This is a genomic window from Bifidobacterium saimiriisciurei (assembly GCF_010667655.1).
GTDB lineage: Bacteria > Actinomycetota > Actinomycetes > Actinomycetales > Bifidobacteriaceae > Galliscardovia > Galliscardovia saimiriisciurei.
On sequence record NZ_WHZU01000013.1, the window covers coordinates 1 to 22,475 of the forward strand.

The window sequence follows — 22,475 nt, forward strand, 5'->3', positions numbered from 1 at the left end:
GGGCCGTCAACTGGCAATCAAAAACAAAAATTCAGTAGTACAAAACACGCTCTTGAGTTCTCAAACCACCACCACACCAGCAAACACACCCACAACCCAAGGAAGCAGGCCGGCCGTGCCGGGCAGCGAGTAAGTAACTTACACGAAAACCCGAACCCACGCAAACCAGACAAAACCAACAACCCCAAAACCACTGAAAACACACGCCTCCCACGGCGTGTCGCAAAACAGCAGGACGAGTCCCGCAGCAGGTCCTGCGAACATCATCGCCAGCATAAAACCCAAAAAGCAACCACAACACGACCGGAAAACCACAGGAAAGGAAACTCCAAGACAACACAAATCCGGAAGACACGGAGCCCTCGACTCAACGAGCAACGCCATGTGCATCGTCGTTCTTCCCAATATGGCGAAACGGCAGACATCATCGCCTGCCGTTTCGCCATATCCGACTCGCCCCCTCTATTCGCAGGCTACGCCATCTCCATCACGGTCCAGTTTCGTGGAATATCCGGGCTGCCCCTTGTACAACGGTGCTTTACCGGCGGCACGGACCGCGGAACAATTCGCGTAATAGACATCACTGGACGATTGAGTGGATGCCGTGGGCGACGATGACACGGTCGGCGTCGATTCCACGGTCGGCGAGGGAGAAGCCGAAGCGGTCGGTGTGCTCGTCGCACTGCCCGTCACACTCGGCGTGGCCTTTGACGAGGCAGATGCCGACAGGCCATTATCCGCAGGAACGGTCTGGGACGGGCACGATGCGAGCACGGACTCCATGGCATCATGCTCTGCCTGCGTGACCCAGAGCGAGTATTTGCTCTTCACACCGATTTGCCTGGCCACGTATGCGCATCGGTAGCTTTTGTTCGCAGGCAGCCATGTCGCCGCATCGCCATCACTCTTCTGCTCGTTCGACGGACCGTCGACGGCAAGAAGGTTATAGGGATCGTTGGCAAGATGCTTACGCGTATCGGCGCTGAGCTGCTGCGCTCCTTTCTGCCAGGCGTCGGACAGCGCGACCACATGGTCGATCTGCACGGCTGTGGAGGTGTTCTGTCCGCGCTGGAAATGAATGGTCCTGCCAGTATACGGATCGGCAAGCGTTCCGGTCGCGACCACGCAGTTGTGAGTACCGCTCTTGTAGGTCACATTCGTCATGTCGCGATTGAGGATATCGTTGCGGGTGTCGCATCCGTTGCCGTCCACGTCCGCCCATGCGGCACCGAATTGGGTACGCGCATAGCCGGTTTTCGGCGCGCGGCCCTTGATTGGCAGTGACGCCAACACGGTGATGGCCCGTTCCCCATTCCCCGTATTCGCGGAAGAGCCGCCGACCGTATCCGACGAACCCGACGAGGCAGACACGCCCGATGACGAGGACGTCCTCGGGGACTGTGTGGAAGCGGAATCTCCTGTATCAGCGCAGGCCGCCAGGGAGATGATCAACGCCATGCAGCCGGTGGCGCATGTCATGCGCCGGGCCATCGTCATGAAGAAACGTCCATGCAGGGCCGGCATGCCGACTCTCCTTTCATGCTGGGGTGTTCGTCCTCGCAAACCATCAACGTGGCAGGTATTGCGAGTACGAGTGAGGATATGAAAAAAGCCGAAGCAATGCTTCGGCTTTATCCGCTCCTGCGGCTGGGCTTGAACCAGCGACCGTCCGATTAACAGTCGGATGCTCTGCCAACTGAGCTACGCAGGAATATAAGGCAAGTCGCTTTCGCGGCTCACAAGAAATGTAGAATAGCTGTAAACATGATTGCGCGCAACTTCGGCGTGTCTCCAACTGGATGCGTCCGCCGACGCATGCGATCACGCCTCCCGCTGTCTGCGGCGACGCACCAGCCTCGGCTCGTCACCGTCGTTCACGGTCGCGTCGTCGATCACGACCCTGCTGACATCGCCCATTTCGGGAAGCCGGAACATGATGTCCTCGAGCGTGCGCTCGATAATCGCACGCAGCCCTCTGGCACCGGTTCCGCCGGCAATGGCCTTGGACGCGATGGCGGTTATGGCCTCATCGGTGAATACGAGATCGACGTCGTCGGCGATGAACAGTTTCTGATACTGCTTGATCAGCGCATTCGCCGGTTCCGTCAGGATCTTCTCAAGATCCGTTACCGTCAGGTCGTCCAATACGCTGAGTACGGGAAGACGTCCGATGAATTCCGGCAACAGACCGTATTCGACCAGATCGTCCGGCATCACCTGCTTGAGAATCTGGGAATCGGAGAGCTCCTTCTGCCGTCGCGCGGAGCCGAACCCGCTTTCACGGCGACCGAGACGCTGTTCGATGATGTCCTTGAGTCCGACGAACGCTCCGGCACAGATGAAAAGTATGTTGCGTGTGTCGATCTGCACGGACTCCTGGTCGCGATGCTTTCTCGTCCCCTCCATGGGGACCGTGGCGACGGTGCCCTCGATGATTTTCAGCAGCGCCTGTTGGACGCCTTCGCCGGAGACGTCGCGCGTGATGGAGACGTTCTCTCCGCTCTTGCGCGCGATCTTGTCGATCTCGTCGATGTAGACGATGCCTCTTCCTGCGCGTTCGACGTCGCCGTCGGCCGCCTGTATGAGCCGTTGCAGCACGGTTTCGACGTCATCGCCCACGTATCCGGCCTCGGTCAGCGTGGTGGCGTCGGTAATCACAAACGGAACGTTCATCACCCGTGCGAGGGTCTGGGCGAGATAGGTCTTGCCTACTCCCGTGGGGCCGAGCAGCATGATGTTTGACTTGGCGATCTCCACGTCGTCGAATCGCCCGTGCCGGCTCCCCTGCCTTATGGACAGCCGCTCCGCCTTCTCCTGCAGTTCCATGTTCACACGTTTGTAGTGGTTGTACACCGCAACGGAGAGGGTGCGTTTCGCATCGGGCTGCCCGACGACGAAACGGTTGAGATAATCGAATATCCGGCGGGGAACCGGCAGTCTCAAGGCGTCGGTTTCGGCGTCGCGTCGCCGTTCGTCGGAAATGATATCCACACACAGTTCGATGCATTCGTCACAGATGGATGCTCCGGGACCGGTGACGAGCTTGCGCACCTGATGCTCGTTTTTCCCGCAAAACGTACAGGTTGGCGTCTCTTCGTTGTAGCTGATCACCGTTCCCATAAGCTATTTCCCTTCGATGCGGGTGCTGCGTATTCGTCTGCATTCGATTGTAGACGGTGTGATAAAGATGAGACCGGGGCCCCTTTCGGGACGCCCGGTCCTATTCCTGATGCCATTGACATCACTGACGATGTTCCAGCACCTCGTCGACGATGCCGTATTCCTTGGCCTGCTGGGCCGTCAGGAAGGTATCCACTTCGATGTCCTTGCGGATTCGTTCCACATCCTGGCCGGTGTGCTTGACCAAGGTGTTCTCGAGCCACTCACGCATGCGCAGCATCTCCTTGGCCTGGATCTCGATCTCCGTGGCCTTGCCAAAGCCCTGGTCGATGGCGGGCTGGTGGATGAGCACTCGTGCATTCGGCAGCATCAGTCGCTTGCCTTTCGTGCCGGCTGCAAGAAGGATGGCCGCGGCCGAGGCCGCCTGTCCGAGGCAGACGGTCTGCACATCGGGCTTGATGTACTGCATGGTGTCGTAGATGGCGGTCATGGCCGTCATTGAGCCGCCGGGGGAATTGATGTACATCATGACGTCACGATTCGGATCCTGGCTTTCCAGAACCAGGAGCTGCGCCATGATGTCGTCGGCGGAGGTGTCGTCGACCTGCACGCCCATGAAGATGATGCGGTCCTCGAACAGCTTGGTGTAGGGGTCCTGACGCTTGAATCCGTACGGGGTCTTCTCCTCGAACTGGGGAAGGATATAGCGGTTCTGCGGCATCATGCCGGCCAGGCGCTGAGCGCGCGCCACGTACTGTGCTTCTTCGGAGGCCATGTTCACTCACCCTTCTTTTCAGCGGTCATGGTACCGGCGGTCGTCACGATCTTATCGACGAATCCGTATTCCAAGGCTTCCTTGGCGGTGTACCAGTGGTCGTACTCGTTGTCGCGGTAGATTTCCTCGAGCGTGTGTCCGGTCTGCTGGGCGGTGAGCTCGGCGAGGGTGCGCTTCATGTCCATGATGAGCTCCGCGCTGATACGCACGTCGGTGGTGGTGCCGCCGATGCCGCCGGAGGGCTGGTGCATCAGCACACGGGCGTGCGATGTGAGGAAACGCTTGCCGGGGGTGCCGGAGCTGAGCAGGAACTGTCCCATGGAGGCGCACATTCCCAGGCCAACGGTGGCCACATCGGGCTCGATGAGCTGCATGGTGTCGTAGATGGCCATGCCGGCGGTGATGGAGCCGCCGGGCGAGTTGATGTAGAGCCAGATGTCCTTCTTCGGATCCTCCGCGGCCAGCATCAGCATCTGTGCGCTGATGCGATTGGCCATATCATCCTTGACTTCTTCGCCGAGCCAGATGATGCGGTCCTTCAGCAGACGATTGAAAATCGGGTCGACGGGACCTGCCGGGGCATCATCAGCGGCCATCACCGGCGATGGGGTAAGCATGGTAGTCACCTTGTCACCTATCTCCTTGTATGCGTGATGCGCTTTCGCAGGCACATCACGGTCATTGATTGGTTGCCGAGAACGTATTCGGCACTAGTAGTAGGCTACCGCCTGACGTCGTCTTCCGTGGTATTTTGCGCTGAATGCGCAAAGAACACGGGGCGGAAGGCGTTTCTCATGATCGTTCGTAAGACGTCCGCACCGGTGTCCCCTGCGAATATGAAAACGGCGCAGACCGAAACTGGTCTGCGCCGTTTTCATACCGTCAGCCATCCGATACGGAATCCTTCGTTGGATGGCTGCGAAGACGACTACTCGGCGTCGTTCGCGATCTGGTCGGCGACGGCGGCAGCGGCGGAAGCGGCCTCAACGCTTTCCTGGGCTTCCTCTTCCTCACCAAGGAACTGGCTCAGGTCGAGGGCGTTGCCTTCCGGATCGACGAAGGAGACGGCACGCATACCGGCCAGCAGGCCCTTGGAGCGGCCGACTTCCTGCACGGCGGAGCCGATCTGACCGTTCTGGATGATGGAGCTGATGAAGCGGTTCGGGTCCATGCCGTACTGCTGGGCGATGGAGGACAGGAACTGCATGACGTCGTTCTGGGAGACCTTGACGTCCATCTTCTCGGCAAGGGCGTCGAGCGTGATCTGGTCGCGAAGCTCCTTCTCGGCGGACTCTTCGGCTTCCTTCTTCTGCTCGTCGGTGGCGCTCTCCGGATCCGGGGTCATCGACTTGATGTGCTCGGCGACAAGGTTGGCCTTGATGCCCTTCGGCACCGGAATCTCGACGGATTCCTGCAGCTTGGCGATGAAGGCGTCACGCGCATCGTTGGCCTGACGGCCCTCGGCGTCGCGTTCGCACTGCTTGCGCACGTCGGCCTTCAGCTCGTCGAGCGTATCGAACTCGGAGGCCTCCTGAGCGAAGTCGTCATTGAGCTCGGGGAGCTCCTCCGCCTTGACGGAGTTGACCTTCACCTTGATCTGAGCCTTCTCGCCGGCGTGGTCGCCGCCCTCGAGAGTGCTTTCGAACGTGGTCTCCTCACCGGCGGACAGGCCTTCGAGGGCCTCGTCCATGCCCTCGAGCATGGTGCCGGAGCCGAGCTCGTAGCTCACGCCTTCCTGGGAGTCGACGGACTCGCCGTCGATCTGGGCCTCAAGGTCGATGTTGGCGTAGTCGCCCTTGCCGGCGGGGCGATCCACGCCCACCAGGGTGCCGAAACGCTGGCGCAGGTTCTCGAGACGGGCGTCGACGTCCTCATCGGACACGGCCGGCTTGGCGACCTCGATGCTCAGGCCGTCGAGCTCGGGCAGGTCGAACTTCGGACGGACCTCGACCTCGGCGGTGAACTTCAGCTTGGTGTCGTCCTTGGCCGACTCCGGAAGCTCCTTGATGTCGAGCTTCGGCTGATCCATCGGACGCAGTTCCTTCTCCTCGGCGGCCTTGGAATACAGCTCCGGAACGGCATTGTTGACGGCTTCGCCGGCGACGGCACCGAAGCCGACGCGCTGATCGATGATCTTGCCGGGGACATGTCCCTTGCGGAAGCCGGGGATGTTCACCTGCTTGGCGATCTCCTTGCGAGCCGCATCGAGGTACGGATCGAACTCCTCAGGATTGACGGTGACCGTCAGACGGACCTTGGTGGGTTCCAGATTCCTCACGGTGATTTTCACTCTGCGCTCCAATTCGTAGAAAACTTCGGTTATAGCCATTCAAGGCAACCGTTATATTGTAACCCTACTCACGGACTCTGCAATGAGCGAAATCTGCCAGTTTCTGGCGCCCTGCGCCTTCAGGAAGTCCCGAATGTCCTCGGGACGGGGATTTTTCCAGCAAAGATTACGCACGATCTGCGGTTTGAGCAGCACCTCTATGGGCGTATGCGTGTCCTCTCCGATCTGTGCGATGACCTGCCGCACCGCCTGCAGCCGTGCGAAACGCTCGGGATGATGCACCCTCCAGTACTTCATGGAGCGGGGGGCGTTCGTGACGTCCTCGTTCATCGGTTTCGGTGCGGTGGTCGGCAGCTCGTCCCTTGACAGCGCCAGGGCGTCGAGAACGGCCTGCCTCCAGACGGCCGGCTTCACACGGCGCTGCAACGGGGCATACCGCTCGAACATCTTGTCCTGTTCGCTGTCGGTATGCATGCGCACCCGTTCATTCAAGGAGCGGATGGCCTTGAACTGCTTGGAATTGTGGGGCTTCCGCTCTCCTGCCTCGATCATCGCGGCATCGGACAGCAGCAGCGTGGGAGCGATGTCCAGCTCCCTGGCGTATCTGTCGCGAACCGTCCAGAGACTGCGCACCACGGCAAGGCCACGCGGATCATGGTTCAACGCCGTGATATGCGACACCCGCCTCCATGGTTCGGGATGCGTCACACGGGGCTTGCCGCCCTTGTCAAGCAGATACGAGAACTCCTCACGCGCCCATTCCAGCTTGCCCTGGCCACGCAGCTCGTCAAGCAGCCTGGCGCGCAGCTCGATGAGCACCTCGACATCCAGCGCGGCATAGTTCCGCCAGTCCCTGGGCAACGGACGATACGACCAATCGGCCGCGGAATGCTCCTTCGACAACACCAGCCCCAGGTACTTCGCCGTCACCGAGGCCAACCCGAAACGCGTGTTGCCTATCAGACGCGCGGCGACCTCGGTGTCGAACACCGACGACGGTCTCATGCCCAGCGCGAAGAAGCCCGGCAGGTCCTGCAGGGAGTCATGGATGATCCAGTCGGCGCCTTTCACCGCATCGTTGAAGTCCTCCCAATTGACGCCCTCGGCCTCGAGGGCAATGGGATCGAACAGGGCTATGCCCGCCCCGTTCCTTTTGAACTGCACGAGCCAGTCCTCCTGCCCGTACCGGAATCCCGACGCGCGTTCGGCATCCGCCGCCACGGGTCCGTCGGCCTGCGCGAAACGCTCCACCATCGCATCGAACGCCTTCTTGGTGTCGATGACGTCGGGCACTCCCCCACGGGGCTCTTTCAACAGGCGGGGTTCTACGGAATCAATCAATGTTTGGTTCTTCCAGTTCATCGTTGTCGTCAAGGGTCTGCAGAAATCGCGCCCAGCCGTCGATCTGCATCGCGGCATCCGGGCATCCGCCGGAACCCAGCACGGGGGTCCATGACACACGGAGCTCACAGCCATGGCTCCGTTCCTGCGTGGAGTATCGCGCCAGGGTTCCGAACGAAGTGTTCTGATTCAGACTTACCGTACCACCAAGGGTTTCCTCCTGGACGCCGGTCATCATCCTTTCCAGCCAGTCCCAGGTCAGTGATGCCGTAAGGTCATCCACGCGCCGCTCGTCCGATGTCACCGACGCGAAGGCGACGCAGCGCCAATGCGAGTCCCATTCCTCCTGCATGCGCTCCCGGTATAGCAGCAGCAGCCAGCCGCCGATCGTGCAACGGGAAACGTCCTCGATGTCCAGTTGCACGCCTATGCCGTAATCGGCCATGGAGGATGGCACCGCTATCTCCCGATACGACACGCCTTCGCGAAGCGTCATGGAACGCACCGATTCCACGGCCCGCAACACCACGTCGGGGACCGGAACGCCACGGTCGCTATTGTCCGAGGCTGATTGCTGCATATGGGGCGTCATCGCCGACACGCCCGCAGGGAAAGCGTAAATCTCGGCCATAGTCCAACAATAACCCAACGACGCTGGAATCATGGGGATTTACAAACAGGGTCCGCCCAAAGTGCGCCCTTCCCCTGGAAGCGTCCGGCATCGGGCGCCGAAAACGACAATCGTCCCGCCCCCATGCGGGGGAGGCGGGACGACATGCGATACGAATCCGATGCCTCGTCTAGTACACGGTCAGGCCATGGTCCTCGAACTGCTTGACGACGCGCTGGCGCAACTTGGCCGACGGGCCCTTGGCATCCTCAAGCGGATACGGGATGCGCAGCTCATGCCACTTGGGACGGCCGAGCTGATGGAAGCCGAGCACGTCGACGTGCTCGACCGCGTCGCCGAACGATTCACAGATCCTGGCGACGTTCTCGACGTTCTCTTCGGAGTCGGTGAGTCCGGGAACAAGGACGAAACGCACCCAGATCTTCACGTTGTGCTCCGCGAGTCGGCGGCCGAAATCGATGGTGGGCTGAAGGATGCCGCCGGTGACCTTCTTGTAGGTGGCCTCGTCTCCGGATTTGACGTCGAGCAGGCACAGGTCGATGTCGTCGAGCTGCTCGTCGGTGTAGTTGGCGCCAAGGAATCCCGAGGTGTCGAGACACGTGTGCACCCCCATCTCCTTGGTGGCGCGGAACACACGCGAGACGAACGCCGGCTGCATCATGGATTCGCCGCCGGAGAATGTAATGCCGCCGCCAGTGGCCTTGAACAGCTCCTTGTAGCGTTCGATCTTCTTGACCATGGCATCGAAGTAGACGGGCTTGCCGTCGCGCATCTTCCAGGTGTCGGGATTCTGGCAGTACTGGCAGCGCAGCGGGCAACCGCTCATGAAGACGGTCATGCGGGTGCCCGGACCGTCGACGGAGGTGTTGATGTCCCACGAGTGGACGAATCCGATGTCACCTGACTTCAGCGCGCGAATGCGGTCGCGACGATCGAGACCGATGGGCGATTCGAAGCCGGAAAGGCCTCCCATCAGGGTTTGGCTCGCATATTCCTTGTTGGTTTTCAGCATATGCGGCTGCGTGGTTTTGAACTGAATGCTCTCAGACATCGGCGTCCTCATTTCTAGAGAAAAGGGGGCGGAGCAACATGTGCCCCGTCCCCATCATGTTACCGCTTACGCGGCAGTGACTGGTTCAGAAATCAGTCGGTGACGGCTCCCTGGTGGAACGTACGGGAGATGACGTCGAGCTGCTGCTCCTTGGTGAGCTTCACGAAGTTCACAGCGTAGCCGGAGACACGCACGGTCAGGTGCGGGTACTTTTCCGGATGCTCAACGGCGTCTTCCATGGTCTCCTTGCGCAGAACGTTGATGTTCGCGTGGTAGAGGCCGTGGCCGTTGCCGGCGTCGAGGATGCCGACCAGGTTGTTGATGCGCTCGTCCTCGTCGCGACCAAGACCGTCAGGGGTGATGGTGTTGGTCAGCGAGATGCCGTCGAGGGCATCGTTGTAGTCGATCTTGCCGACGGAGAACATGGACGGCAGCATGCCGTGGGAGTCCATGCCGTTCTCCGGGTTGGCGCCCGGAGCGTACGGGGTGCCCTTCTTGTGGCCGGACGGGAAGGAACCGGTGTTCTTGCCGTACTCCACGTTGGAGGTGATCGTCAGGATGGACTGGGTCGGGACGGCGCCACGGTACACGGGCAGGCGCTTGACCTGGCCCATGACGGTGGACACAACCCACTTGGCGATGTCGTCGGCGCGATCGTCGTCGTTACCGTAGATCGGGAACTCGCCCTCGGTGCGGTAGCCGACCACCAGATCGTCGTCAGCGCCCTCGACGTACTCGTACTCGTGGCCTTCGAGGTTCTTGGCGTCCTTGTTGTAGATCGGGTACACCTTGGCGTACTTCACTGCGGACAGGGAGTCGGCGGCGATGGACAGACCGGACATACCGCAACCAAGGGTACGGTACACTTCCTTGTCGTGCAGGGCCATCTCGATGGACTCGTAGGCGTACTTATCGTGCATGTAGTGGATGATGTTCAGAGCCTGCACGTAGGTCTCGGACAGCCATTCCAGGGCCTTCTCGTAGTTGGCCTTGACCTTGGCGTAGTCCAGGGTGCCGTCGGCTTCCGGAGCGATCGGGGCGATGACGCCCTTGTCGATGACCTGCATGCCGGTCATCTCGTCGCGGCCGCCGTTGATGGCGTACAGCAGGGCCTTGGCGGAGTTCACACGAGCGGCGAAGAACTGCATCTGCTTGCCGACGCGCATCGGGGAGACGCAGCAGGCGATGGCGGCGTCGTCGCCCCAGTGGCCACGAATCTCCTTATCGGACTCGTACTGGATGGCGGAGGTGTCGATGGAGATCTTGGCGCAGAAACGCTTGTAGCCTTCCGGCAGCTTCGGATCCCAGAAGATGGTGATGTTCGGCTCGGGGCCAGGTCCGAGGTGCTCGAGGGTCAGGGTGGCGAGCAGACGGAACGAGGTCTTGGTGACCATGGCGCGGCCGTCGTCGGCGAAGCCGGCGTCGGACCAGGTGGCCCAGTACGGATCACCGGAGAAGATGTTGTCGTAGTCCTTCGTACGCAGGAAGCGGACGATGCGGAGCTTCATGACGATGTTGTCGATGATCTCCTGGGCGTCGGTCTCGGTGATGAGGCCGGCCTTGAGGTCGCGCTCGAAGTAGCAGTCGAAGAAGGCGGAGTTGCGGCCGAAGGACATGGCGGCGCCGTCCTGGCTCTTGATGGAGGCGAGGTAGCCCATGTAGGTCCACTGCACGGCCTCGTGAGCGTTCTGAGCCGGGCGGGACAGGTCCAGACCGTACTCGTTGCCGAGGTTGATCAGCTGCTTGAGGGCCTTGATCTGCTCGTCGTGCTCCTCACGGAAGCGGATCCAGTGCTCGATCTCGGTCTCGGTGAAGTCGTTGCGGTAAGGAATGGAGTCCTTATCCTTCTTCTTCTGCTCAATCAGGTAGTTCACGCCGTACAGGGCGACACGACGGTAGTCGCCGATGATGCGGCCACGGCCGTAGGCGTCCGGAAGACCGGTGAGGATCTTGTTGTGGCGGGCGACCTTGATCTGCTTGGTGTACACGCCGAAGACGCCGTCGTTGTGGGTCTTGCGGTACTTGGTGAAGATCTTCTTGATCTCCGGATCCGGCTCCTTGCCGGCTTCCTTGATGGCCTGCTCGACCATACGCCAACCGCCGTTCGGCATCATGGCGCGCTTGCAGGGGACGTCGGTCTGGAGGCCGACGATCACGTTATCGACCTCGGGGCTGTCGATGTAGCCAGCCGGGAAAGCGTCGATGCCTGCAGGGGTGTGGGTGTCAACGTCGTAGACGCGCTGCTTGCGCTCCACAGCGAGGTAGTTGTCATCGAGGTACTTCCACAGGTGCTTGGTCTTGTCCGTGGCGTCGGCCAGGAAGGACTCGTCACCCTCGTACGGCGTGAAGTTCTTCTGGATGAAGTCACGCACGTCGATTTCGTTCTGCCAGTTGCCGCCGTTGAAGCCGTCCCAGGCCTTGGCCTGGAGGTCTTCGGCGGAAACCTTAGCGGCATCTACTGCTGTCATATTCGCTCCTTGTTGAGGACTGCATCGGTTGCATCATCGCCCGATGTCAATGTCCATTCTAGCCAAGGTTTTCTAGGTGTGAGAGCGGTTTTCGCGTGACGTTCCTCACATTTGGAGCACGCTCTCAGGGGCTTTTATGACCCACGTCACATAACCTGTATGACCCAGCTCACATTAACCGCGCGCACGGTGGCGAAGGCCTCAGGGCGGAGGACGACGAGGCCCGCCGGATTGTCGTCCGGCGGGCCTCGTTCGGCGGTCACCGCCATCCGCGGTCCTGTTCCTCCCATTTGCGGTTGCGCTCCTCGACGATCTTCCATGCGTTGAGGGCGTCCTCCTCGGAGTCATACGGCCCCATGCGCTCCCCTATCGGGGACTTGGGCCCGAGTTCCGCCTGCTCGGTGCGCGTGTTGAAATACCACTTCTTCTTGTCATCGACCATCGACGACGCTCCTTTCCATGTTGTGTACGACGGTTCTGTGCGAGGTCCGGAAACCGTCCGAGGCCTATTCGCGGAAACGGCTGGTGATCGGAAGACGACGGTCACGGCCGAATGCCAGGGAGGTGACCTTCGGCCCCAGCGGATACTGTCGCCGCTTCCACTCGGCGCGGTCGACGAGCCGCATGACGGTGTCCACGGTCTGTTCGTCGAAGCCGTCCGCCAGCAGGTCGGCCCGTCCGTGCGCGTGCTCGATATATGCGGCGAGCACCTTGTCAAGCAGATCGTATTCGGGCAGGGAATCGGAGTCCTTCTGCCCGGGGCGAAGCTCCGCGCTCGGCGGCTTGACGATGGAGTTGACGGGGATGATCTCCTCGCACGGCACGCCATGGGAGCCGGACTCGTTGCCCACCACGGCGAGCCCCCCGATGCCGGTGCCGCGCTTCGCCGCCTCGTTGCGCCATCGGGCCAGCTGCCAGACGCGGGTCTTGAGCAGGTCCTTGATGGGCGCGTACCCGCCGACCGCGTCGCCGTAGATGGTGGAGTAGCCGCAGGCGAGCTCGCTCTTGTTGCCGGTGGCCAGGGCCAGCAGCCCCTTGGAGTTGGAGTACGCCATGACGATCACGCCGCGGATGCGGGCCTGCAGGTTCTCGGCGGCCACGCCGTCGAGCTCGAGCTGGCTCTGGTACGCGTTGAACAGCGGCTCGATGGGCTGGATGTCGTAATGGGCCCCGAGGTTGCGGGCGAGGTCGGCCGCATCATCCTTGGAACCGTCGGACGAATACATACTGGGCATGGAGACGCCCCAGACGCGCTCTCCCCCGCAGGCGTCGGCGGCCATGGCGGCGACGAGCGCGGAGTCGATGCCTCCGGACAGGCCCAGTACCACGCCGGTGAATCCGTTCTTGGCCATGTAGTCCTTGAGTCCCAGCACGCAGGCGGTGTAGACCTCCTCGTCGGGGTCGAGCTCGGCGGCCAGCGTGGAGGCCTTCGGGGCCTGCCCCCTCGCACCCAGCGTCCAGTAGCTGAGGTCCTCCATGAACCTCGGAGAACGTTCCAGCAGCGTTCCGTCCGGTGCGATGACGAAGCTGCCGCCGTCGAACACCAGATCGTCCTGGCCGCCGACCTGGTTGAGGTAGATGAGCGGGGCATTGACCTCGGCCGCACGGCGCGCGCCGAGGTCGACTCGGGTGTCGCCCTTGCCTTCCTCGTAGGGCGAGCCGTTGATGGTGAGCAGCACGTCGATGTCCCGCCCGGCGAGTTCGGAGACGGGGCCGCCGTCCTGCCAGATGTCCTCGCAGATGGCCACGCCGATGCGTCGGCCGTTCACCTCCAGCACCATGGAGTGCGAGCCGGGACTGAAGATGCGGAACTCGTCGAAGACCCCGTAGTTCGGCAGGAAGTGCTTGTCGTAGCCGGCCCATACCACGCCTTCGTGCAGTGCCACGAGACGGTTCTGCGGCAGCGAGGAATCGCGTTCGGTGCCCACCGTGCCCACCACGACGTACAGGTCGCCGAGACCCTCCTCGGCGAGATCCGCCGCCAGTCGGTCGGCGGTGTTCCATGCGGCCCTGCGGAAGGTGGCTCGGAAGGCAAGGTCCTCGATGGGGTAGCCGGTCAGCGTCATCTCGGGGAACACGACCACGTCGGCGTTGTCGTGCGCCGCCCTGCGCGCATATTCCAGGACCTTGCGCGCGTTGCCGTCAAGGTCTCCGACGCAGGTGTCGATCTGGGCCAGCGCGAAGCGGATTTCCTCGGTATTCATATTCTTGACTCCTGTTTCGATCGGTATGTGTTCATACTATGTCGAATCTCCGCCCGACGGCGGCAGCATCGCGGTGGTGTCGGGAAGGGAGGAACGCCCCGGACGCCGGTCTGGCATCCATGCGAGACTATGCAGTATGACTACAGCAATCATGCATACCTCGGAAGGCGACATCCGCCTGAACCTGTTCGACGACCAGACCCCGAAGACCGTCGAGAACTTCGTCGGCCTCGCCACGGGCGACAAGGAGTGGCTCGACCCGTTCACCGGCCAGCCCTCCCACGAGAAGTTCTACAACGGCCTGTCGTTCCACCGCATCATCAAGGACTTCATGATCCAGGGCGGCTGCCCGCTCGGCACCGGCACCGGCGGCCCCGGCTACACCTTCGACGACGAGATCGACCCGTCCCTGAAGTTCGACCGACCGTACCTGCTGGCCATGGCCAACGCCGGTCTGCGCCGCGGCGCCGATGGCCTGCCCCACGGCACCAACGGCTCGCAGTTCTTCATCACCACCGTCCCCACCCCGTGGCTGGACGGCCATCACACCATCTTCGGCGAGGTCGCCGACGACGAGTCGAAGGCCGTGGTCGACAAGCTCGACGCCGTACCGACCGACCGCGGCGACAAGCCGCTTGACCCCGTGCTCATCGAGACCATCGAGATTCTGTAAGGCATCGACGGACGCCGGCTTTCGACGGGGTCCGTGTGTACGCGCACATATCGCGTATGCACGGACCCTTTTTCATATTCCGTCGTTGAACGCCCCCTATAAATTATTTCGATTATGCCCGTGCCGTGTTCCGCGCGTTTTTCCCTTATAGTGGGGTCCGTTCAAAGGGACGTTTTGAAGAGAGGACACATCATGATCAATCGCAAGGGCATCGTCAGCGCCGCACTGGCCGTCACGACTATCGCGGCGTTGGCGCTCAGCGGATGCGGCAGCTCCACCGGCTCGTCGGGATCCTCCGACGACAAGACCATCGTGGTGGCCGCCAGCCCGACCCCGCACGCCGAGATTCTCAACAACGCGGTCAAGCCGCTGGTGGAGAAGGACGGCTACAAGCTCGAGGTGAAGGAGTTCACCGACTACGTGCAGCCGAACACCGCCACCGAGGAGGGCGAGGTCGACGCCAACTACTTCCAGCACAAGCCGTACCTCGACGACTTCAACAAGGAGAAGGGCACCCATCTGGTGTCGGTGGCCGCGGTGCATTTCGAACCGTTCGGCCTGTATCCGGGCAAGACGAAGTCTCTTGACAAGCTGGGCAACGGCGCCACGGTGGCGGTGCCGAACGACGCGACGAATGAGGCCCGCGCCCTCCTGCTGCTGCAGGACGCCGGCCTGATCAAGCTCAAGGACCCGAAGGACATCAACGCCACGCCGAAGGACATCACCAGCAACCCGAAGAACCTGCAGTTCAAGGAGCTCGAGGCGGCCGTGGTGCCGACCGTGCTGCAGGATGTCGACATCGCGGCCCTCAACGGCAACTACGCCATCCAGGCGAAGTTCGATCCCGAGAAGGACGCCCTGGTGACCGAGAAGGTCGGCGGACTGGCCGCCAAGACGTACGCGAACATCCTCGTCGTCAAGGAGGGCAACGAGAACACCGCCAAGACGAAGGAGCTCAAGAAGGCCCTGACGTCCAGTGAGGTCAAGGACTACATCAACAAGAACTACAAGGGCGCCGTCGTCCCCGTGTTCTAATCGACGCCGTCCGATACGATACACAACGCATGTGGTGATGCCGCCCATTCCCCGCCGGGAAGGGCGGCATCGCCGTCTTTATCCATACTGATTTTTCGATGCATCGGAACACCATGATTCAATTCGAACATCTTCATAAAAGCTACGGCGAGGGCCGCGAGGCACATGAGGTGCTGCACGACATCAACCTCGACATCCGCAAGGGCGAGGTCTTCGGCATCCTCGGATCGTCCGGCGCCGGCAAATCGACCCTCGTACGCTGCATCAACCTGCTGGAGCGTCCCACGAAGGGCAGGGTCGTCATCGACGGCCAGGACGTGACCGGCGCCTCCGGCGCCCGGCTCGCCGGACTGCGCTCCTCCATCGGCATGATCTTCCAGAACTTCAGCCTGTTCCAGCAGCGCACCGTGCTGCGCAACATCACCTTCCCGCTGGAGCTCAACCACGTGCCCAAGAAGGAGCGCGAGGCCCGCGCGGAGCAGCTTCTCGATATGGTGGGGCTTGCCGGCTACGGCGACCGCTATCCCAGTCAGCTTTCCGGAGGCCAGCAGCAGCGCGTGGCCATCGCCCGCGCCCTGGCGAACAACCCCTCCATCATGCTGTGCGACGAGGCGACCAGCGCACTCGATTCGACGACCACCGTGCAGATCCTCGACCTGCTGCGCCGCATCAACCGCGAGATGGACGTGACCATGGTCGTCATCACGCATTCGTTGCCGGTGGCGCGCAGCATCTGCGACCGCGTGGCCATGATCGACGGCGGACGCATCGTGGAGGAGGGCGAGACGGAGGCGCTGTTCGCCAACCCGCAAAGCGACATTCTCAAGGCCCTCATCGCCAGCGCCAACGCGCAGAACACGCGCCGCGCCGATGATGCGGTCGAGGCCGATACGACGAACAGCGAGGTGAAGTGACATGACCGCGGTGATTCAGGAGTTCATCAATGAATACGGCGAACTGCTGCTGGACGGCACATGGGAGACATTGGTCATGACCATCGTCTCCACGCTGGTCGCCTATGTGATCGGCGTTCCGGTGGGCGTGCTGCTGACCATCAGCGGCCCCGGCGCCCTCAGACCGAACCGCGTCCTGCACACCGTGCTGGGATGGATCGTCAATATCGGCCGTTCCATCCCCTTCATCATTCTGCTGGTCGCGATGATCCCGCTCACGCGACTCATCATGGGCACGTCGCTGGGCGTGGCAGGTGCGATTCCGCCGCTTATCGTCTCCGCCGCGCCGTTCGTCGGCCGCATGGTCGAGCAGTCGCTGGCGGAGGTGGATGATGGTCTGGTCGAGGCGGCGCAGAGCTTCGGCGCCGGCACCTGGCAGATCGTCACGAAGGTGCTGCTGTTCGAAAGCCTGCCGTCACTGGTGCGTGGCGCCACCATCACCTTCATCAACCTGTTCGGCTATTCGGCCATGGCCGGCACCGTGGGCGCCGGCGGTCTGGGCGACATCGCCATCCGCTACGGCTACCAGCGCTACCAGTACGACGTCATGATCGTCTCGGTGGTGCTCTGCGTGATCCTGGTGCAGATCTTCCAGAGCCTCGGCAACGTGCTGGCACGTCACATCGACCATCATTCGCGCTGACGCTTCGTGCCTCGTCGACTTCGATAGACGAAACGGCCTCTGCAGGGAAATCCCGCAGAGGCCGTTTCGTTTTCGCCCTGACCCGTTCAGCGCCGCACCAGATTGCGCAGGGGCCTGCCTTGCGCGTAGTTGGCGACGTTCTCCAAAGCGATCTCGATGATGCGCTCGACGGTGACGTCAAGATGGTTGCCGCCGGCCACATGCGGGGTGATCAGCACGTTCTCCATGCCCCACAGCGGATCGCCCGCGGGCAGCGGCTCGGGCTCGGTGACGTCCAGGCCGACGCCACGGAGCCGGGAAGCCGCCTCATGCAGGGCCGATGGGTCGATGACGTCGCCGCGGCCCGCATTGAGCACGATGGCACCGGGCTTGAGCAGGGCAAACCGATGGGCATCGAGCAGATGACGGGTCTGCGGGGACGACGGTACGGTGATGGCCACCACGTCGGCCTTGGTGAGCAGCACGTCAAGTGCGTCGAACCCGAACATGGCGTCGATGCCGTCGGCATGTTTGTTCGGGTCGCGGCGCACGCCGATGGTGTGGGCGCCCACCCCCTTGACCATTGCGGCGAACGTGGAGCCGATGTCTCCCGTGCCGATGACCAGCACCTCGGCGCCATGAGGAGACATCGCAGCCCCCAAATCATGCCACCTGGCTTCGTGCTGGTTGTCCCGATACCCCGGCAGGTTCTTCATCAGCGCCCACATCATGGCGAACAGGTGTTCGGCGACGCTTTGGCCATAGGCGCCGGTGGCGTTGGTCACCTGCACGGCGGCGTCAAGCACGCCGGGGGCGAGATACTTGTCGACACCGGCACTCCAAGTCTGCAGCCATTCCAGATTCCTATAGTCGCCCATACCGGCCGGCGGCACATTGCCGATGACGGCCGTGGCGGCCGCCCTCATGCCTTCGGGCACGCCGGCGGGCCACGCCATCTGGTCGCGCATGGAATCGTCGCCTACGAATTCCTGTCGTATGCCGTCGGCGGCCTGCGCGAAACGACGCCGCTCCCCCGAATCCAACGGCAGGCAGTTCACAATCATCTTTTCCGACGGCCTCGTGCCATTCACCATGACCCCTCCTGTTTTATCGTTCCGACTATCGGACCATCCTCATCCCCCATCGGGGAATGACCGTACTCCGTTCCGCGACGTGCGGCACTCGCACCCGAACGGGTTCAGCGCAGACCGTCGCAGAACAACTTCACCCGTCGCAATCCCTCGCGAAGCGCATCACGCGAAGCCGCATAGGAAAGCCGCACGTGGGTGTCCGCCGTGGCGACCGCGAAGTCACGTCCCGGCGTCAACGCCACATCATACTCATCGAGCAGACGCTCGCAGAACGTCCACGAGTCCAGACCGGTCGAGCTGACATCGAAGTACACATAGAACGCGCCGGTCGGACGGGCCTCAAGCGGCAGACCGATGGCCTCAAGACCTTCGATGACCACCTTGCGCCGGGCGAGGAACTCACGACGACGTGCGTCGCATTCGGCATATGATTCCGGGGTGAAGCACTCCACGGCCGCATACTGCACCGGCGTCGGGGCGCATAGCAGGTAGTTCATGGCGAGGTTGTCGGCCGCCTGCAGCAATGTCTCAGGCAGCACCATCCAGCCGAGTCTCCAGCCGGTCATACCGAAGTACTTCGAGAAGCTGTTGACGGTGATAGCGTCGGGGTCGCAGGCCAGCACAGACCGTACGGTGGTGTTGCCGTCTGCGTCGACGTCGGCCAGATCGAGATAGGTCTCATCCACGATGCGCCACGCGCCATGCGCCTTTGCGTAGTCGCACACCTCACACAGCACGTCAAAGGGGATGCAGGTTCCCGTGGGGTTGGACGGCGACGTGATCATCACGGCGGCTACACCGTCGCCCCAGGCAGTACGCACGCCCTCAAGATCGAGGTGGTACTGCGTCGCGGCGCTGGTGGGCACGTTGACCACGGTGCCGCCGAACGTCTTGACGAGCTCGCGGTTGCACGGATAGGACGGATCCGCCACGATCACGCGATCGCCGGGGTCGACGGTGAGGGCCGCGGCAAGCAGCAGTCCTTCGGAGCCGCCGCAGGTGATGCATATGCGGGCCGGGTCCACATCAAGGCCGTGACGTTCCCGGTAGAAACCGCTTATGGCCTCGCGCAGTCGCGGGATGCCGAACGTCGCGGTATATGGCAGAGACCGGCCATCCATAAGTTCGGCCATGGCGCGGCGTACGGCCTTCGGGGCACCGAAATCAGGCTCGCCCAGTCCCAGCTTGATCACGTCATGCCCCTGGTCGATGCGCTCGTCCGCCCGGGCGCCGAACGCCATGGCCCTGAACGGCTCCGACTGTTCGGCTCGAATCGACATCTTCGGCGACTGTTGGCTCATGATATGCGTTCCTTGCTGGGTGATATTGAACATGGGCGTAGTGCTTGCCCTCGTAGCATCTTAACGCCGGAATACGTCCGCGTTCGTCCAATCGCCAAAATCCCCTATCGCTCGTTGTCCGTATCCGGTTCCCTTTATGTAGGATGTTATTCCGATATTGATATCCTCTGGAATACGCAACCTACGATATCATCGCCGGCGCGAGCGCGCGCAGCGGCGTTTTTTCATGACGGGAGAATCATGCTGCATTTCGACAGTGACTATATGGAAGGGGCGCACCCTCGTATTCTCGAGGAACTGTGCCGGGACAACGGCAGCCAGCATGTCGGCTACGGCCTCGACGGCATCTGCGACGAGGCGAAGGACCGCATACGGAAGGCCTGCGGCGCGCCCGATGCCGAGGTGTGGTTCCTCGTCGGCGGCACGCAGACCAACCGTACGGTCATCGATTCCACGCTCCGTCCGTACGAGGGTGTGGTCGCTGCGGAAAGCGGGCATATCAGCGTCCATGAGGCCGGGGCTATAGAGTCGAGCGGTCACAAGGTGATCACGCTCCCCCAGCATGACGGCAAGATCGATGCGGCAGAGTTGCGCGACTATCTGGAGACGTTCGAGCATGACGAGAACCACGATCATATGGTCAGGCCCGGCATGACGTACATCTCCCATCCCACGGAATTCGGCACGCTGTATTCGGCCAACGAACTGCGGCAGATCAGCCGCGTCTGCCATGACCACGGCATTCCCCTGTATCTTGACGGCGCCCGATTGGCCTACGGGCTGGCGGCGGACGGCACCGACGTGACGCTGCATACCGTGGCCGAATGCTGCGACGTGTTCTATATCGGCGGCACCAAGGTGGGAGCGCTGTTCGGCGAGGCCGTGGTGATCACCCGGCCTCATCTCATCGACGGATTCTTCCCGCAGATCAAGCTCAATGGCGCGCTGCTGGCGAAGGGATGGCTGCTGGGATTGCAGTTCAACACGTTGTTCACCGATGGATTGTATGAGCGCATCGCGCGGAACGCCATCGTCCAGGTCATGCGCATCAAACGCGGGTTCGCCGAAAAAGGCTACCGCCAGCTGTTCGGCTCCCCCACCAACCAGCAGTTCCTCATCCTCGACAATGAGACAATGGATCGCCTGCGAAAGGACGTCTCGTTCAGCTTCTGGGAGAAGTATGACGACGACCACACCGTCGTACGGTTCGCGACCAGCTGGGCGACGAAACCGGAGGACGTCGACGCATTGCTGCAACTGCTGTAGCATCCGTGATCGGCGACGATTCGACTGGCCGGCCACCGCACGTCGATATGGGGTATTGCATCGGCCGCTGATTGCGTCGGGGCGGAACGAAAAAAGGGCTTCCCTTCCGGGAAGCCCTCCGCAGTGGAACGCGACGTTCAGCCGATCACTTGGTGTAGTCCATGTTCTTGCTTTCCTTGATGAGCAGCAGCGCGATCAGGGCGACGGCGCTCATGGCGGCCATGTACCAGCCGACGGACATGATGCCGTAGGTGCTCACCAGCCAGGTGGCCAGCGACGGGGCGAACGCACCGCCGAAGATGGCGGCGAGGTTGTAGCTCAGACCGGCGCCGGAGTAGCGCACGTGCATTGGGAAGAGCTCGGGCAGGTAGGCGCCGGAGGGGCCGAACAGGCCGCCCATGAGCACGAAGCCGAGGCAGAGGAAGAGCATGATGCGGGTGGCGTCGTGCTGGAGCAGGGCCGGGGCGAAGAAGCTGAACACGAGGGTGACGGCCGTGGTGGCGAGCAGCACCTTCTTGCGGCCGCGCTTGTCAGCCTGCAGGCAGCCGACGACGATGAACGCGGCGAAGAAGAACACCGACACCATCTGCATGGCGAGGTATTCGGGCTGGCTGAAGCCGAGGCCGGAGACGCCGTAGCTCAGGGACCAGGTGCCGAGGATGTAGAACAGCGTGTAGGTGATGCCCATGGCCACGGTGCCGAGAAGCACCTGCCTCCAGTACGGCAGCAGGTCGGTGAGCGGGTGCTTGGAGGTGCGCTTCTCCTCGGAGGCCTTCTGGAAGACCGGGGTCTCGCTCATGCGGGCACGGACGTAGAGGCCGATGATGACGAGGATGGCGGACATGAGGAACGGGATGCGCCAGCCGAAGGCGACCATCTGGGCCTTGCTCAGATGCGTGGTGAGCAGCAGGTTGATGCCGTAGGCGCAGAAGAAGCCGATAGGGGCGCCGAGGTTCGGGAAGGAACCGTAGAGGGCGCGCTTGTCGGCCGGGGCGTTCTCCGTGGCGACGAGCGCGGCGCCGGACCATTCACCGGCGAGGCCGACGCCCTGGCAGGCGCGGCAGAGGCACAGGATGACGACGGACCACACGCCGATCTGCTCGTATCCGGGCAGCACGCCGACGAGGAAGGTCGAGATGCCCATGGTCATCAGGGCGACGACGAGTGTCTTCTTGCGGCCGAGCTTGTCGCCGAAGTGGCCGAACAGCATGGAGCCGAACGGACGGGCGAGGAACGAGACGGCGAAGGTGACGAACGCCATCAGCGTGGCGATTGCGGGGTTGGACTTGGCGACATCGGTGAAGAAGATGAGACCGAAGTAGCTGGCCGCGGCGATGGAATAGCAGTAGTTGTCGTAGAACTCGATGGCGGTGCCGACCATCGACGCCGCGATAATCTCGGCGACGGAATCCTTCTTTACCGCCTTGGCTCCGGCCAGTGTTGCCGTTGTGGTTGACATGATTGGTATGTCTTTCTCTCTACACAATACATGCATCGAGACCGACAGCGGATGCGTTCGGCGGGTGGCGTTCCGCATCTACAATGCCGGGCGACGATGCGGAGCTTTGTTTCCCCTTCTTGGAGGCTGCAACCATCATGTCCCCTCCGGCACGCGGGCGGATTTTATTCTCGAATAGTGGACCCATTCGCCCGC

19 protein-coding genes and 1 tRNA gene are annotated in these 22,475 nt (G+C 62.1%); 5 read left to right on the forward strand and 15 right to left on the reverse strand.

Going from position 1 to position 22,475, the window contains the following annotated elements; translation table 11 throughout:
• Positions 1 to 462: 462 nt before the first annotated feature.
• The 12 genes from GFD18_RS08095 to GFD18_RS08150 form a co-directional block, all read right to left on the reverse strand.
• Entirely contained in the window at positions 463 to 1,524 is a 1,062-nt protein-coding gene (locus GFD18_RS08095) for a GmrSD restriction endonuclease domain-containing protein (RefSeq protein ID WP_163199463.1), read from the reverse strand.
• Positions 1,525 to 1,638: 114 nt separating this feature from the next.
• Positions 1,639 to 1,711: transfer RNA gene (locus GFD18_RS08100), tRNA-Asn, on the reverse strand.
• A gap of 110 nt (positions 1,712 to 1,821) precedes the next feature.
• On the reverse strand, positions 1,822 to 3,120 hold the full coding sequence (gene clpX, locus GFD18_RS08105) for an ATP-dependent Clp protease ATP-binding subunit ClpX (RefSeq protein ID WP_163199460.1): 1,299 nt from the start codon (positions 3,118 to 3,120) through the stop codon (positions 1,822 to 1,824).
• A 121-nt stretch (positions 3,121 to 3,241) separates the two neighbouring features.
• Positions 3,242 to 3,895 carry an ATP-dependent Clp protease proteolytic subunit gene (locus GFD18_RS08110; protein WP_100511317.1) on the reverse strand — a complete coding sequence of 218 codons (654 nt, stop codon included), beginning with the start codon at positions 3,893 to 3,895 and terminating at the stop codon, positions 3,242 to 3,244.
• Positions 3,896 to 3,897: 2 nt separating this feature from the next.
• Positions 3,898 to 4,512, reverse strand: coding sequence for an ATP-dependent Clp protease proteolytic subunit (locus GFD18_RS08115; protein WP_275575984.1), 615 nt, complete (start codon positions 4,510 to 4,512; stop codon positions 3,898 to 3,900).
• Positions 4,513 to 4,823: 311 nt separating this feature from the next.
• Positions 4,824 to 6,185, reverse strand: coding sequence for a trigger factor (gene tig, locus GFD18_RS08120; protein WP_163199458.1), 1,362 nt, complete (start codon positions 6,183 to 6,185; stop codon positions 4,824 to 4,826).
• Between the two features lie 51 nt (positions 6,186 to 6,236).
• The gene (locus tag GFD18_RS08125; RefSeq protein WP_163199456.1) at positions 6,237 to 7,547 is read right to left on the reverse strand and encodes an HRDC domain-containing protein; all 1,311 of its coding nucleotides are present in this window, start codon (positions 7,545 to 7,547) and stop codon (positions 6,237 to 6,239) included.
• Entirely contained in the window at positions 7,519 to 8,157 is a 639-nt protein-coding gene (locus GFD18_RS08130) for a DUF3000 family protein (RefSeq protein WP_163199454.1), read from the reverse strand. Before GFD18_RS08130 ends, GFD18_RS08125 begins: the two co-directional genes overlap by 29 nt.
• A gap of 169 nt (positions 8,158 to 8,326) precedes the next feature.
• Positions 8,327 to 9,208, reverse strand: a complete 882-nt coding sequence (gene pflA / locus GFD18_RS08135; RefSeq protein WP_163199452.1) for a pyruvate formate-lyase-activating protein — start codon at positions 9,206 to 9,208, stop codon at positions 8,327 to 8,329.
• 92 nt (positions 9,209 to 9,300) lie between these two features.
• Positions 9,301 to 11,676 (reverse strand): formate C-acetyltransferase, encoded by a 2,376-nt coding sequence (gene pflB / locus GFD18_RS08140; protein WP_163199450.1) that lies wholly within the window; start codon positions 11,674 to 11,676, stop codon positions 9,301 to 9,303.
• Between the two features lie 259 nt (positions 11,677 to 11,935).
• Positions 11,936 to 12,118, reverse strand: coding sequence for a hypothetical protein (locus GFD18_RS08145; RefSeq protein WP_100511323.1), 183 nt, complete (start codon positions 12,116 to 12,118; stop codon positions 11,936 to 11,938).
• Between the two features lie 64 nt (positions 12,119 to 12,182).
• The gene (locus GFD18_RS08150; RefSeq protein ID WP_163199448.1) at positions 12,183 to 13,880 is read right to left on the reverse strand and encodes an NAD+ synthase; all 1,698 of its coding nucleotides are present in this window, start codon (positions 13,878 to 13,880) and stop codon (positions 12,183 to 12,185) included.
• Between the two features lie 136 nt (positions 13,881 to 14,016).
• Between GFD18_RS08150 and GFD18_RS08155 the strand changes: the two genes are divergently transcribed.
• From GFD18_RS08155 to GFD18_RS08170, 4 genes are all read left to right on the forward strand, one after another.
• Complete coding sequence (locus GFD18_RS08155) at positions 14,017 to 14,553, forward strand: peptidylprolyl isomerase (RefSeq protein WP_163199446.1); 537 nt, start codon at positions 14,017 to 14,019, stop codon at positions 14,551 to 14,553.
• 192 nt (positions 14,554 to 14,745) lie between these two features.
• Positions 14,746 to 15,588, forward strand: a complete 843-nt coding sequence (locus tag GFD18_RS08160) for a MetQ/NlpA family ABC transporter substrate-binding protein (protein ID WP_191997362.1) — start codon at positions 14,746 to 14,748, stop codon at positions 15,586 to 15,588.
• Positions 15,589 to 15,701: 113 nt separating this feature from the next.
• Positions 15,702 to 16,502, forward strand: coding sequence for a methionine ABC transporter ATP-binding protein (locus GFD18_RS08165; RefSeq protein ID WP_163199444.1), 801 nt, complete (start codon positions 15,702 to 15,704; stop codon positions 16,500 to 16,502).
• 1 nt (position 16,503) lies between these two features.
• Entirely contained in the window at positions 16,504 to 17,184 is a 681-nt protein-coding gene (locus GFD18_RS08170; RefSeq protein WP_163199442.1) for a methionine ABC transporter permease, read from the forward strand.
• A gap of 86 nt (positions 17,185 to 17,270) precedes the next feature.
• Here the strand turns inward: GFD18_RS08170 and GFD18_RS08175 are convergent, their stop codons facing one another.
• Together GFD18_RS08175 and GFD18_RS08180 are read right to left on the reverse strand one after the other, a co-directional pair.
• Positions 17,271 to 18,257, reverse strand: a complete 987-nt coding sequence (locus GFD18_RS08175; protein WP_163199440.1) for a D-2-hydroxyacid dehydrogenase — start codon at positions 18,255 to 18,257, stop codon at positions 17,271 to 17,273.
• Between the two features lie 104 nt (positions 18,258 to 18,361).
• Positions 18,362 to 19,534, reverse strand: coding sequence for a pyridoxal phosphate-dependent aminotransferase (locus tag GFD18_RS08180; protein WP_404801621.1), 1,173 nt, complete (start codon positions 19,532 to 19,534; stop codon positions 18,362 to 18,364).
• Positions 19,535 to 19,795: 261 nt separating this feature from the next.
• Between GFD18_RS08180 and GFD18_RS08185 the strand changes: the two genes are divergently transcribed.
• On the forward strand, positions 19,796 to 20,821 hold the full coding sequence (locus tag GFD18_RS08185; RefSeq protein ID WP_163199438.1) for a threonine aldolase family protein: 1,026 nt from the start codon (positions 19,796 to 19,798) through the stop codon (positions 20,819 to 20,821).
• Positions 20,822 to 20,966: 145 nt separating this feature from the next.
• Here the strand turns inward: GFD18_RS08185 and GFD18_RS08190 are convergent, their stop codons facing one another.
• Complete coding sequence (locus tag GFD18_RS08190; protein WP_191997363.1) at positions 20,967 to 22,280, reverse strand: MFS transporter; 1,314 nt, start codon at positions 22,278 to 22,280, stop codon at positions 20,967 to 20,969.
• Positions 22,281 to 22,475: the final 195 nt, after the last annotated feature.